At 71.9% G+C, this 13,452-nt stretch carries 11 protein-coding genes; 3 read left to right on the top strand and 8 right to left on the bottom strand.

Translation table 11 applies throughout. The annotated features are described in order from the left end of the window. Positions 1-159: 159 nt before the first annotated feature. Positions 160-1,734, bottom strand: a complete 1,575-nt coding sequence (locus tag ABZS54_RS24885; RefSeq protein ID WP_355540113.1) for a glycerol-3-phosphate dehydrogenase/oxidase — start codon at positions 1,732-1,734, stop codon at positions 160-162. A 223-nt stretch (positions 1,735-1,957) separates the two neighbouring features. Further along, positions 1,958-2,725 (bottom strand): IclR family transcriptional regulator, encoded by a 768-nt coding sequence (locus ABZS54_RS24880; RefSeq protein ID WP_355540110.1) that lies wholly within the window; start codon positions 2,723-2,725, stop codon positions 1,958-1,960. Positions 2,726-3,177: 452 nt separating this feature from the next. Here ABZS54_RS24880 and ABZS54_RS24875 point away from each other — a divergent pair, with 452 nt between their 5' ends. Both ABZS54_RS24875 and glpK read left to right on the top strand, forming a co-directional pair. Then, complete coding sequence (locus ABZS54_RS24875) at positions 3,178-3,888, top strand: MIP/aquaporin family protein (RefSeq protein WP_355540107.1); 711 nt, start codon at positions 3,178-3,180, stop codon at positions 3,886-3,888. A 59-nt stretch (positions 3,889-3,947) separates the two neighbouring features. Continuing rightward, positions 3,948-5,474 (top strand): glycerol kinase GlpK, encoded by a 1,527-nt coding sequence (gene glpK / locus ABZS54_RS24870; protein ID WP_355540105.1) that lies wholly within the window; start codon positions 3,948-3,950, stop codon positions 5,472-5,474. Between the two features lie 87 nt (positions 5,475-5,561). Here glpK and ABZS54_RS24865 read toward each other — a convergent pair whose 3' ends face one another. Further along, complete coding sequence (locus ABZS54_RS24865) at positions 5,562-6,875, bottom strand: alpha/beta hydrolase (RefSeq protein ID WP_355540103.1); 1,314 nt, start codon at positions 6,873-6,875, stop codon at positions 5,562-5,564. Between the two features lie 189 nt (positions 6,876-7,064). On the opposite strand from ABZS54_RS24865, the gene ABZS54_RS24860 reads away from it, so the two are divergent. Continuing rightward, positions 7,065-8,033 carry a helix-turn-helix domain-containing protein gene (locus ABZS54_RS24860; RefSeq protein WP_355540100.1) on the top strand — a complete coding sequence of 323 codons (969 nt, stop codon included), beginning with the start codon at positions 7,065-7,067 and terminating at the stop codon, positions 8,031-8,033. 157 nt (positions 8,034-8,190) lie between these two features. On the opposite strand, the gene ABZS54_RS24855 is transcribed toward ABZS54_RS24860, so the two are convergent. From ABZS54_RS24855 to ABZS54_RS24835, 5 genes are all read right to left on the bottom strand, one after another. Further along, entirely contained in the window at positions 8,191-9,159 is a 969-nt protein-coding gene (locus tag ABZS54_RS24855; protein ID WP_355540097.1) for a hypothetical protein, read from the bottom strand. Continuing rightward, positions 9,156-10,448, bottom strand: a complete 1,293-nt coding sequence (locus ABZS54_RS24850) for an MFS transporter (protein WP_355540094.1) — start codon at positions 10,446-10,448, stop codon at positions 9,156-9,158. The genes ABZS54_RS24855 and ABZS54_RS24850 overlap by 4 nt, the downstream gene beginning before the upstream one ends. Before the next feature lie 196 nt (positions 10,449-10,644). Beyond that, on the bottom strand, positions 10,645-12,213 hold the full coding sequence (locus ABZS54_RS24845) for a discoidin domain-containing protein (RefSeq protein ID WP_355540091.1): 1,569 nt from the start codon (positions 12,211-12,213) through the stop codon (positions 10,645-10,647). 336 nt (positions 12,214-12,549) lie between these two features. Next, entirely contained in the window at positions 12,550-12,828 is a 279-nt protein-coding gene (locus ABZS54_RS24840; RefSeq protein WP_355540088.1) for a hypothetical protein, read from the bottom strand. Continuing rightward, positions 12,825-13,452 (bottom strand): sigma-70 family RNA polymerase sigma factor (locus ABZS54_RS24835; RefSeq protein WP_355540085.1); only part of this gene is annotated, 628 nt, incomplete at its 5' end. The genes ABZS54_RS24840 and ABZS54_RS24835, both read right to left, overlap by 4 nt.

Here is a 13,452-nt window from a genome sequence, read left to right as displayed (position 1 = left end):
AGCCCCCGGGGCGGCGCGGATAACGGAAATCGCCGGACGAGTTTCGAACGTACCGACCCGGCATCGCCGGCCGGACCGCCCCCCGAGAAGCGCCCCCGAGAACCGCCCCCCGGGCGCCGGTCGCGGCGCCGGCCCCGAGGCGGTCGGGCGCCCCGCGCGTCAGCTCGGCCCGGCCGCCAGCAGCTTCTCGATCCGGGAGCGCACCTCGGGGGTGTCCAGACCGCGAATGGTCACCGTGGTCCGGCGCCGTAGCACGTCGTCCACCGTCATTGCCCACTCGTGGTCGCGCGCGTAGGCGACCTGGGCCCAGATGTCCGGCCCGTCCGGGTGGATCCGCTCGCCGAGTTCGCGGTCGGTGCGCACCAGCGCGGCCAGGTCGTAGGCGAGGTTGCCGTAGTGCGACGCGAGGTGGCGGGCCACCACCGGGTCCACGCCGTCCTCGGCGGTGGCCTCGCCGAGCAGTCGGTGTGCCACCGCCTCGGGGTTCGCCGAGCCCGGCAGTGCCACCCGACGCAGCGGGGTCGCCATGTCCTGCTCCAGGGCCACGACGCCGGCCTTGGCCAGCTTGTCCAGCACGGTACGGCCGATGTGCCGGTAGGTGGTCCACTTGCCGCCCGCCACCGACAACATGCCGCCGCGCCCCTCGGTGACCACGGTCTCCCGCTTGGCCTCGCTCGTGGCACCCGCCCCGCCGGGCAGGACCCGCAGACCGGCGAACGCGTAGGTGATGTCCTCGCGGCGCAGCTGCGCCGGGTCGACCGCGCTGCCCGCCTCGTCCAGGATCTGCGCGATGTCGGCCTCGGTGGGCGAGACCTTGCCGGGGTCGCCCTCGTACGCCTCGTCGGTGGTGCCGAGCAGCAGGTGCTCCTCCCACGGAATCGCGAAGGAGACCCGGTACTTGTCGATCGGGATGGTCAACGCGGCCCGCCACGGCTGCTGCTGGCGCAGCACCAGGTGCACGCCCTTGGACAGCCGGATGCTCGGCTCGGCCGTCGGGTCCTCCATCCGGCGCAGGTGGTCCACCCACGGGCCGGTCGCGTTCAGCACCACGCGCGCGTTCACGCCGAACTCGGCGCCGTCGAGCCGGTCGCGCAGTTCGGCGCCGGTGACCCGGCCGCCTGCGTCCTTGCGCAGACCGACCACCTCGGCGTGGTTGAGCACGACCGCGCCGGCCTCGACCGCCGCGCGCACGGTGGTCACCGCGACCCGGCTGTCGTTCATCTGGTGGTCGCCGTACACGGCGGCGCGGCGCAGGCCGTCCTTGCGCAGGGCCGGGACGAGTTCGAGCGCGTGCTCTCGGCCGATCACCTTGCCCATCCCGTCGCCGAAGGCGGACAGGGCCGAGTACAGGAACACGCCGGCGCCGAGCTTGGCCGAGCCGTGCGGGCCGTCCTTGTAGACCGGGACCAGGAAGGACAGCGGTCGGACCAGATGCGGGGCCACGTCGCGGGCCAGCGTGCGGCGTTCGCGGTGGTTCTCCGCGACCAGCTTGAGGTTGCCGGTCTGGAGGTAGCGCAGGCCGCCGTGCACGAGCTTGGACGACGCGGACGAGGTGGCGCCGGCGAAGTCGCCGGCGTCGACCATGGCCACGCGCAGTCCGGTCTGGGCCGCGGTCCAGGCCACCGCCGTGCCGAGGATGCCGCCACCGATGACGAGCAGGTCGTGGGTGCCGCGCGAAAGTTCGGCACGGCTGTGGGCACGAACGGGAACGGTCGGATCCGTGGCGGTGCTCATCACGCGTCTTCTTTCCACTGGGCCGGCTGCGGAGCGGTGGGACGGGGTCCCGATTCGAATCTATGTGGTCGGCATTGTCGAACGATGAACGACAGTTTTCATTGCCGGTCGGGCAGCGGTCAAGTGCCGCCGGTCGGAGCGAGGGTCGGATTACGTCCCGGACCGGTCCGTACCCGACGCGGGACCCCGGGACGGGCGTCGGATACGAGGCGGTATCGAGACCTCAGTACGGGAAAGTCGCACCCAGGTCGCGCGAGATGGCGCGCGCCGCGTCCCGGACCGAGGCCACCAGCGTGGCGCGCGGCGCGCCGTCCGCGACGATCCGCTCCACCGCGCCGCTGATGCCCACCGCGCCCAGCGGCGTGCCGCGCCGGTCCCGGATCGGCGCGGCGATGGCCGCCAGACCCAGGACCGACTCCTCGATGTCGCACGCCCAGCCGCGCTCGCGCACCGTCACGCTCTCCGCGTCCATCGCGGCCGGATCGGTCAGCGTGCGGGCGGTGAAGGCGACCGGATCGCTCTCGTTCAGCTCGGCGCGAGCCGCCGGGTCCACCGCGAGCAGCACCTTGCCCCACGCGGTGGAGTGCAGCGGCAACATCGCGCCGATCTCCAGCACCTGACGGCTGTCGTCCGGTCGGAAGACGTGGTGGATGACCAGCACACCGCCCTTGTGCAGCACCCCGATGCGTACGCTCTCGCCGCTGGCGCGAGCCAGGTCGTCGGCCCAGACCAGGGCCCGGGCGCGCAACTCGTGCACGTCGAGGTAGGAACTGCTCAGTCGGAGCAGTTCGGCGCCGAGCTGGTACTTGCCGCTCTTGGCGTCCTGTTCGACGAACCCCTCCTGGTGGAGCGTGCGCAGGATGCCGTGCGCGGTGCCCTTCGCCAGACCCAGGGTGGTGGCCACCTCGCTCAGGCCGAAGCGCCGTTCGCCGCCGGCGAGCAGCCGCAGGATCGCCGCTGCGCGTTCGAGCGACTGGATGGGACCGGGCATACCAACTCCTCCATCGAAGATCAGGTTGGCAATGAAGATCGGGTTGGCAATGTAGAACAGCGGTCGTACGCATGCCGATCGGGCCCACCGCCCGCCCGCCGGGCCCGGCGCTCGCGGGCAGGGTCGGAAACGAGATGTTCACGGACTCTTGACGGCGGCGCAACCCGCAGAGAACACTGCCGGACAGCGGTCGTCAATGTCGAATGCCAGTCAGAGTCGTCTGCCAGATCGAACGGACCGGGCCAACGGTTGCGATCCGAGTGCGATCGGGATCCACCCGGCGTGCGTACTCCACGGCACCGCAACGGCGGTCTCCCCCCGCCCGCCCTGATGCGGAGCGGATTCCCGCATCCCCGCACGGCGCGTCGATCCCGGCGTGCGTGCCGTGCGTCCGTCCGGCGCCGCATCCCGGCGCCGTCCCATCCGTGCAGTCAAGAAGGGGCCGTGTTGTTGTGACGAGCGACAAGATCTTCATCGGCGAGACCCTGGGTACGGCCATCCTGCTGCTCCTGGGCGTCGGCGTGTGCGCGGCGGTCACCCTGAACCGGTCCAAGGCGCAGAACGCGGGCTGGCTGGCGATCACCTTCGGCTGGGGCTTCGCGGTCCTGGCCGGGGCATACGCGAGCGTGTCGCTGTCCGGCGCGCATCTCAATCCCGCCGTCACGTTCGGCATAGCCGTCAAGACCGGAGAATGGGACAAGGTGCCGGTCTACCTCGCCGGGCAGTTCACCGGCGCGGTGATCGGCGCCGTGCTGGCCTGGGCCACCTATCTGGGTCAGTTCAAGGAGCACGGTGAACCGGTGCTCGCAGTGTTCGCCACCTCGCCGGAAATCCGCAACCCGGTGCAGAACGTGATCACCGAGACGATCGCCACCACCGTGCTGGTCATCGTGATCCTCACCCAGGGCCTGACCGACGGGCTCGCCCTCTCCGGTACCGGCATCCTGATGACCGCACTCCTGGTGGTGGGCATCGGCCTGTCGCTGGGCGGTCCGACCGGCTACGCCATCAATCCGGTCCGCGATCTCGGGCCGCGCCTGGCACACTCGCTGCTGCCCATCCCCAAGAAGGGCGGCTCGGACTGGGCCTACGCGTGGGTCCCCGTGGTCGGCCCGACCCTGGGCGGGCTGGCGGCCGGCGGGCTGTACCGGCTCGCGTTCTGAGGTCCGCGCCCGCACACACCGACCCCGACTTTTCCCTCGGATCCTTCGGAAGAGGAGCCATGTCCGACACCTACATCGCCGCGATCGACCAGGGCACCACGTCCAGCCGATGCATCATCTTCGGCGCGGACGGGCGCATCGTCGCCGTCGACCAGCGCGAGCACCGGCAGATCTTCCCGCGCCCGGGCTGGGTCGAGCACGACGCCGCCGAGATTTGGAGCGTGGTGCAGGCGGTGGTCGCCGGCGCGCTCGCCCAGGCGGGCATCCGTCGTGAGCAGATCCGCGCACTGGGCATCACCAATCAGCGCGAGACCACCGTGCTGTGGGACCGCCACACCGGTGTGCCGGTGCACAACGCGATCGTGTGGCAGGACACCCGCACCGACGCGCTGTGCCGCGAACTGGGCGGCAACGTCGGCCAGGACCGCTTCCGGGTGGAGACCGGGCTGCCGTTGGCCAGCTACTTCGCCGGACCCAAGATCCGCTGGCTGCTCGACAACGTCGAGGGGCTGCGTGAGCGGGCCGATCGGGGCGACATCCTGTTCGGCACGATGGAGTCGTGGGTGGTGTGGAACCTCACCGGCGGCCCGGACGGCGGCGTGCACGTCACCGACGTCACCAACGCCTCGCGCACGATGTTGATGAACCTGGAGACGCTGGACTGGGACGACCGGATCCTGCGCGCGATGGACGTGCCGCGTTCGTTGCTGGCCGAGATCCGCTCCTCCGCCGAGGTGTACGGCACCGCCCGAGGCATCCTGGAGGGCGTCCCGGTCGCCTCCGCGCTGGGCGACCAGCAGGCCGCGCTGTTCGGGCAGACGTGCTTCGAGGAGGGCGAGGCCAAGAGCACCTACGGCACCGGCAGCTTCCTGCTGATCAACACCGGATCGCGGATCGTGCAGTCGCACCACGGCCTGCTCAGCACGGTCGCCTACCGGCTCGGCAAGGACGCGCCGGTCTACGCGCTGGAAGGCTCGATCGCGGTGACCGGGTCGCTGGTGCAGTGGATGCGCGACCAGATGGGACTGATCAGCACCGCGGCCGAGATCGAGACGCTCGCGCTGACCGTCGAGGACAACGGCGGCGCGTACTTCGTGCCGGCCTTCTCCGGACTGTTCGCGCCGTACTGGCGCTCGGACGCACGCGGTGTGATCGCCGGCCTGACCGCGTACGTGAACAAGGGGCACATCGCGCGGGCCGTCCTGGAGGCCACCGCGTGGCAGACCCGCGAGGTGGTGGACGCGATGGAGCGCGACTCCGGCGTCAAGCTCGCCACGCTCAAGGTGGACGGCGGGATGACCGCCAACAACCTGCTCATGCAGACCATCGCCGACGTGCTGGACGCCCCGGTGGCCCGCCCGTTCGTGGCCGAGACCACCGCACTGGGCGCGGCGTACGCGGCCGGACTCGCGGTCGGCTACTGGCCCGACCTGGACTCGCTGCGGGCGAACTGGCACCGCGCCGCAGAATGGACCGCGCGGATGGACGACGCCACCCGCGACCTGGGGTATCGCAACTGGCGCAAGGCGGTGGCGCGCACGATGGACTGGGTCGAGGAGGGCGACCCGGCACCCGGGCCCGCCTGACCTTCGCCGACGCAGGACACGCGCGTGGGCGCCGGGGGTTTCCCCGGCGCCCACACGCGTGCGTCGTCACCGACCCGGTCCGGCCGCTCAGTGTGCGGGCAGGTGCCGAGCGAAGAACGCGTGGACGTACCGGCGCACCGTGGGCACCGACACGGCCGGGTCGATCGGGCCGATCAGGGCGATCCGGTCGGCGGCGGACATCAGGCCGGCGGCCTGGAGTCGGGGTGCGAAGACGGCATGGTCGGTGAACACGTGGTGTGCGGCGGCCTCGATGCGGCGCCGGGGGACGGGCCGGCGGGATCGGGCGCGCAGCGCGGACCACGAGCGGTCCAGGCTCCGCCGGTCGGTGAAGCCGTCGGTGCCCAGCAGGAGCAGCGGCCGATCGGTGCCGTCGCGGGCGATCGCGTACAACTCGCCGTCCCGGCCGGGCTCGGGCGACGGGTGGTCCAGGTAGCCCTCCAGGTTGACCGCGGCGGCGATTCGGCGATCCTCGTGCATCGCCTCGGCCGCGGTCGTGCCACCGGCGGAGTGACCGTAGACGCCCACCCGTCGCACATCCAGCGCCCGATGCAGGCCGTCGGGCAGCGGCGTGCCGGTCGGATCCGGGTTCTCGCCGTCGGCCAGGACCGTCAACCGGTCGAGCACGAACCGGGTGTCCGCGATCCGGGTGTCGATCATGGTGCGGAACATCCCGGGATCGGTGCGCGGGTCGAAGCGGAAGACGGTCCAGCGCACCCGGTCCTCGCGACCCCGCATGTCCACCGGGAACTCGATCACGGCGCCGTCGCCCGAATGGTCGATGCACACCACCACGTAGCCCCGGCTCGCCAACTCCTCGGCGACGCCGGTCCCCATGCCACGCGGGTCGCCGCCGCCGGGGCTGTACAGCAGCACCGGGCGCCGCTCGGTCCGCGCGGGCGCGTTCGTGTACGCGTGGGTGGCCGTGGCCGCCCAGTCCACCCCCGCCGCGGGCAGCTGCGGGTGGGTCAGCCGAGCGGCCGTCACGAACGCCTGCCCGGCTCCGGCGCTCAGTTGCGGTGCGACCGGGCGGCCGCGCACGGTGCGGGCCGGGTAGAACACCGTGACCATCACCTCGCGCACCGGGATCGGCTCCCACGGGTCCGGCCGGGAGCGGTCGACCAGGTACAACGTGGTGGTCCCGACCGGATACGGCCCGGTCGGCGGCGTGAGCCGCAGCACGCCGTCGGTCGCGGGCCGGGGCTCGTCGGATCGGGCGGGCGTGAGTCGTTCGGTCGCGGGTCGAGCGGTCGCGGGTCGGGCGGACGCGGGTCGAGCGCGGGCGATGCCGCCCGCGAGGAGCAGTGCCGCGGCCGGCACGGCCGAGGCGAGGACCCGCCGCCGGTCGATCCCGGCGGGCCCGTCGGCTTCTTCGCGAACCATGGATACTCCTCGTGTCGTGTGGTGGCGGGCGAACCGGGCGCGAGACCCATGTGAGCCGCGCCCTTGCGGCGTTCGATGCCTCCTGGGTGAATGCCGGGGGCATGTCCCGAAGGTTGGCATCCGACGGGGACGACACGCGAAGGTTGAGGCACGGGCCGAAAGGATGGCGCCGCGCCGGCGAGGAGAGTAGTGATCCGGATCCACTTCACCGCCGCCGACTTCGCCCGGATCCGGTTCGCCCCGCGACCGGCACCGTTGCAGGAACTCAACGCGGCGCTGATGCGGATGGTGCGCCCGGACGAGGCGCTGCTCTTCGGCCGCTGGCGGCAAGGGCTGCTCCGGACCCTGCCGGCGGCCGTCGACCCGCTCGGGGACCTGGTCCCCGGCGGGCGGCCGCCCATGTTCATCGACGTCTTCGACGATTCGCTGATTCAGGGCCTGGACACGGTTCGGGCCACCCGCCCGGAGATGGTGCGAGCCGAGATCGAACGGGTGTACACCGGGCATCCCGCGCCCGTGCCGCACTGGATCCGCGACCTGCACCGCGGCGACGCGGACGCCTGGCAGGTGGTACGCCGGGCCCAGCACGCGGCCTTCGAGACGCTCCTGGGCCCGGTGTGGTCCCTGGTGCAGGACCTGCATCACACGGAATTCACCCGACACGCGCTGACCATGGCCGAACACGGGCTCGGCGCGGCCCTCGCCGAACTCGTCCCGGGCAGCCGACTGCGGGACGGCGTCTGGGAGTTCGCCGCTCCGCCCGACGAGGACATCGAGCTGGGCGGGCGCGGCCTGTTGCTCCTGCCCACCTTCCACTGGAGTGCGCACCCGCTGGTGTCGAACCTGCCCGAACGGCCCGTGGCCGTCACCTGTCCGGCAGGGCCGGGCCTGCCGCTCGCACTCGCCGGGCCCGGCGGCACCGAGGACGCACTGGCCGCGGTGATCGGCCGGACCCGGCTCGACATCCTGCATCTGCTCGCCGCCGGGCACACCACGGGCGACCTGGCCCGCCGGCTCCGGGTCGCCAACGCCACCGTCTCCGCGCACACCGCCGCGCTGCGTGGCGCGGGACTGATCACGACCACCCGGGCCGGTCGGTCGGTTAGACACGAACGCAGCGCCCTGGGCGCCCTGTTGGTCGGGCGGCACGGCGGCTGACCGCCCGATCCGGGCCGGCTTTCGTGCCCGGCCGCGTCCGAAGTCGCGGTGGACGCGCCTCCGGACCGACGCCCGCACCCGGGCCGTGCCGGTGGACCGGACGCGCCGGGCCCGGCGGTACGGCCCGGCGCGCGAAGTGCGGTGTGGGAACGGGTGGTCAGCGCAGGACCGTCGGCGAGGCCGCCTTCGCCGCGAGCAGGCGTGGCGTACCCGATCCGTCGGCGGGCGTCGCGTAGACGTCGCGGCCCCGGCCGTACATCACGGTGTGGTCGTCCAGCCAGGCCGCCTGATCGTCGATGCTCTCCCGTTCGGCCAGCGGGGTCTCGCGCATCGTCGCCAGGTCCAGCACGTGCAGTCGCCACGTGGTGGGGCCGGAGCGTTTCTTGAACGCGATCCGGGTGCCGTCCGGGGACAACGACGGGCATTCCAGGTTCTCCCGCACCGTGTGCGCCTCCCAGTTCGCGTAGTCGCCCTCGACCAGGTAGGTGCGGCCCTTGGTGGACACGGTGGCGTAGAAGCGGTTGTCGTCGGCGGCGAATGTGACGCCCCAGTAGTTGACGTCGGCGGATCGGTAGCGCTTGCCGTCGATGGTCAGCGGGATGGCCTCGATGTTGAGCAACGTGTAGTCGGTGTGGGTGTCCAGGATGCCGGTCCAGGTGGAGAACCCGGCCTTGTTGTAGGACTCGCCGGTGACGAAGACGGTCCAGGACACCATCCGTCCGCTCGCCGAGACCCGGGCCCGACTCGGGGTGCCCGCGAGTTCGATCCGGCGCCGGACGTTCATTGCCCGATCCACGATCAACGCGTCGGTGCCGGGCAGCGGGCCGCCGCGGGTCTGGAGGCAGACGCCGGTGGCCGCGCCGACGGCGAAGCGTTCACAGCGCAACCCGCTGTCGGTGCGGGCCGCGCCGGTGCTGCCGGCCGGGTCGATCGTGGTCGCGGCCACGGTGCGGTGGCCGCCTTTGCGGGCGGTGTCCACGAACACCAACTGCCCGCCGGCGGCCAGGTCCAGCGGCCGGCGCTCGACCGCCGAGTCGTCCTCGCGGCCGGCCGCGAAGGTCGAGTAGCCGACCGCCACTCCGACCAGCACCAGCAGGCCGAGCAGCAGGCCGAGGGCGCGCTTCATCCGGTCACCTCCGGCAGTGGGGACCGCGACGGCAGCAACCGCCGGGCCACGACGAGGGCGCCGGTCAAGCCGGCTCCCATGACGAGCAACGCGGGGCCCGAGCCCCACAACGTCCAAGCCGCGCCGAAGAGCACCGAGGAGAACAACCGGGCGCCGGCCTGACCGGTCTGGAGCAGCGCCAGACCACTGGTGCGCAGGTGCACCGGGAGCAGCGGCCCGGCGGCGGCCATCAGCACACCGTCCGTGGCGGCGTAGAACATGCCCTGGAGCACGAGTACGCCCAGCAGCACCGTCCACATCAGCAGGGGGCCCGGCGCCCGGCCGCCGTTGGGTGCGGCGGCCACCGCGTAGGCCGCGAGCAGCGCGAGGTGGCCGCCGAGGAAGACCCGGAACCGACCGACCCGATCGGCGAGTCGACCGAGCGGCACCGCAAGCAGCAGATAAGCGCCGGCGGTGCCCAGCGGCAGCAGCGGGAAGTAGCGGAGCGGGATGTCGAAGCCGTGTTGCAGCACCAGATACACGAACGTGTCGCCGACGGTGAGCAGGCCGAGCATCGTCGCGGCCACGCAGGTGCGCCGGAACGGGCGCAGCCGCAGCAGCGCGAACGCGGCTCGCAGCGATGATTCGCGCCGAGGTCCGGCCGGTTCGTGGTGGTCGCGCACGTACAGCGCCATCAGCAGTACCGCGAAGACGGCCACGCAGAAGCTCACCACGAACACGGCGTCGTACGCGTCGTGGGTGGCCCACAACACGGCGAAGGCGGCGAGCGGTCCGAGGAAGGCGCCGATCGTGTCCATCGCGCGGTGCACGCCGAATGCCCGCCCCAGATCGGGCGCGGGCGTGCTGAGCGTGATCAGTGCGTCGCGTGGCGCGGTGCGCAGCCCCTTGCCGGTGCGGTCCGCCGCGAGCACCAGGCCCAGCCCGGTGACCGAGGAACCGGCCAGCGGGAGGCCGAGTTTGCACACGGCGGACAACCCGTAGCCGGTGCCCGCGACCAGCTTGCGCCGGCGGGTGCGGTCGGCCACTTGGCCGCCGAGCAGGCGCACGAAGGCGGTGACGCCGAAGTAGGTGCCGTCCAGGAGACCGTACTGCAACGGGCTCAGCCCCAGGGTGAGCACGAAGTAGGTGGGCAGCACCGCGGTGACCATCTCCGAGGAGATGTCGGTGACCAGACTGACGGCGCCGAGCGCGAGCACGTTGGCCGGGACGTTGCGCGCGAATTTGCGCGGTGCCTTGGCCGAGGCGATCCCACCGGCCTGATCCGCGCGCCGGGTGGCGGCGATGTACACGGGCGGTCCTCCCTCGATCCGTCCGGGGACGGTGGACTCGGGTCGGGTCGGAGCGGACGAGTCGAACGGGATGGGTCAAAGGGATGGATCGGTCGGAACGAGGTGGGTGGCGACGACGGGACGGGAAGCGGTGATTCGGGCCCGGTACGGGCCGGCCGGGGAAGTGGTCGCCGGCCGGCCCGCACGATCGGTGGACTCAGTGGCAGCCGACCGGCCCGAAGGAGTCGAGCTGCTTGCCGTCATAGCGCACGAGCTGTCCGGAGTAGCTGCCGGCGGAGAGAGTCAGCTTGAGTACGGCCGGCGAACCGGTCACCCGCTTTTCGCTGTTGGGTTGCGGACTCTCGAAGTCGTACGGGTCCGCGCCACCGGTGCCCACGAGCAACTCGCGGATGCCGGCGGGATCCGCCTTGGCCTTGGGGTTCTGCGGCGCGTAGCGCTCGTAGAGGTGGTCGTGCCCGTTGAGGATCAGATCCGTGTGCGCGTCGTAGAGCACCTGCCACGCGGTCTGACTGACCTTGTCCGCCTGCGGCCCCGAGCTGTACAGGGGCTTGTGCCAGTAGGCGGCCACGCAGCCCTGGGAGTTGTTCGCCAGATCCGCCTTGAGCCACTGGATCTGCGCCGAGTTCGCCGACATCGACTGCTCGGAGTCGAGCGCGATGAAGTGCCAGCCGCCGCGGTCCCAGCTGTACCAGGTGGTGCCGTCGGGAGTGGCCCGGTTGCCGAAGTAGGCCTTGTAGCCGGCCTCGGACGGGCTGTCGTCGGCCTCGTGATTGCCGGGCGCGGGACGGGTCTTGGCCTTGAACCGGCCCCACGTGGTGTCGTAGTACTTGCGATAGTCGGCGAGGCTGCCCGTGTCGTACTGGTTGTCGCCGAGCGTGATCACCTCATCCGGATTGATCGCCTCGACCCGCCGCGCGGTCTGCTCGGCCCCGCACTCCTGGGCCGACGTGCAGCCCGGGTCGGAGATGTCGCCCGCCGCGACGACGGTGAACGAGGAGCCGCCGGCCTGCGGGGTGCCGACCACCGACGTGCTGGGCGCGGACAGGTTGCCCGCCGCGTCGCGGGCGCGAACGGTGTAGGTGTAGCCGACTCCGGTGGTCAGGCCGGTGTCGGTATAGGAGGTGCCGGCGCTCGTGCCGACGGTGACGCCGTCGCGCAGCACGTCGTAGCCGGTCACCCCGACGTTGTCGGTGGAGGCGGTCCAGCCCAGCGAGACGCCGGTGGGCGTGGTGCCGGTCACCCGCAACGCGGTCGGCGTGGTGGGTGCGGTGGTGTCCGGGCCGCCTGCGCCGAATACCTCGAACTCCCAAAGGGAGTAGCCGTATTCGGTGGCCCGGGTGGTCGCGTACACGCGCACGTGGCGACCGTGGGTGGACAGTGCGCCGAGGTCGTCGGTGCCGCCGTCGCCGGCCGAGGTGTTGTAGACCTTGGTCCAAGACGCGCCGTCGGGCGAGACCTCGATCCGGTACGCCTTGGCGTAGGCGGCCTCCCAGGTCAGCTTGACCCGGGAGATGGAGACGTCGGAGCCGAGGTCGACGCTCAGCCACTGGGCGCCGGACCCCTCCTTGCTCGCCCACCGGGTGGTGCTCTTGCCGTCCACGGCCTTGGCCGGGCCGAGCGTGGAGTCCTCACTGGAGGAGGCGGTGGCGGGTTTGCCGCGGGAGAGCAAAACCTCCGCGGCGGAGGCGGTTTGGCCGAAGGTCAGCACGGTCGCCAGCATGGCGATCACGGCGAGGACGGCGGGAAATTTGGGCAATCGGGACACGGCACGCCGAGCGAAGAGAAACGAGGGACTTCGGCGGGTCGGGCGCGGGGGCAGGGACAGGTGCACGTCGTCCTCCAGGGTTGAGGAGCCGATCGTCGTGCCTGAGCCGGGCAGGATGGTGCGCTCGAATGGGCCGGAGAAGTGCCGTCGCGTGACTCGGCACCACCGCGGTCGGGTGGCCCGCAGTGCCCCAACAGGAGCCTCCGGCCCGGTTGTTGGCCCTGACGATCCCAAGGTGCCGCGCGCGCCGTCAAGACTTGTTAGGAAACTTTACTAACAAGACTTCGGGGCGTCGCGCACCGGTGGCGGGCCGTCTCGGCCCGCGCCGCGAGGACGTCACGGGGAGGGCCGGTGCTCGAAGACCGGGCCGGGGTCGGCGGGTGTGTGATTGAGGACCAGGACGCCGATCACCGTGGCCAGGGTGAAGACCAGCACGATCAGCGTGGCCAGGACCAGCCGGCGACGGCGTTCGCGGCGCTGCCAGTCGCCGTGCGCGGTGCGGTACGCGTCCGGGGCCGGGTGGATGCCGGCGGCCAGGGTTTCCAGTGCCTCGCGCAGTTGTCGCTCCGTGCCGGGAGGGTTGTTCATCGTCTCGGTGTCGGGCGGGTTGTTCATCGCCGTACCTCCATCGCGTGCGTGAGAGCGGCGATCCCACGCGCGGTGTGCGTCTTGACGGAGCCGACCGAGATGCCCATGGTCGACGCGATCTCCTTCTCCTTCAGCCCCAGCCAGTGGCGCAGCACGAGCGCCTCGCGCTGGCGCGCCGGCAACTCGCGCAGTGCGCGGATCAGCGCCTGCTGGTCGTCGCGCAACAGGGCCGAGGTCTCGGCCGAGGCCACCGTGTCCACGGGTTCCTCGACGTGCCGGCGGGCGACCTGGAGGTGGCGTATTCGCATTCGGACCAGATTGCACACCACCGACCGCAGATAGGCCGCAGCGGCTTCGGGCGTGCGCAGTTTACGAAATTTGCGGTAGATCTCGTAGTAGGCCTCGGCGACGATGTTCTCCGGGTCGTCGGCGCCGAGCAGGGTGGCGAGCCGGAGCATCGAGGGATAGTGCAGGTCGAACAGTCGCGCGACCTGCACCTCGCGGTCTGATTCGGCGGCGTCCGGGGCGGGCTGCGGCGCCGACGGCGCGACGTGCGTCGGGCCCGGGAGCTGTGCCGCGCCTGGGACCTGCGCCGTGCCGTGCGCCTGCGTCGGGCCCGGAAGCTGCGTCGGGCCCGGGGCGGGCTGCGCC

It is taken from the genome of Embleya sp. NPDC005575 (assembly GCF_040605455.1).
GTDB lineage: Bacteria > Actinomycetota > Actinomycetes > Streptomycetales > Streptomycetaceae > Embleya.
The sequence above is the reverse complement of the archived record's forward strand: the minus strand, read 5'-3'. Positions and strand labels throughout refer to the sequence as shown.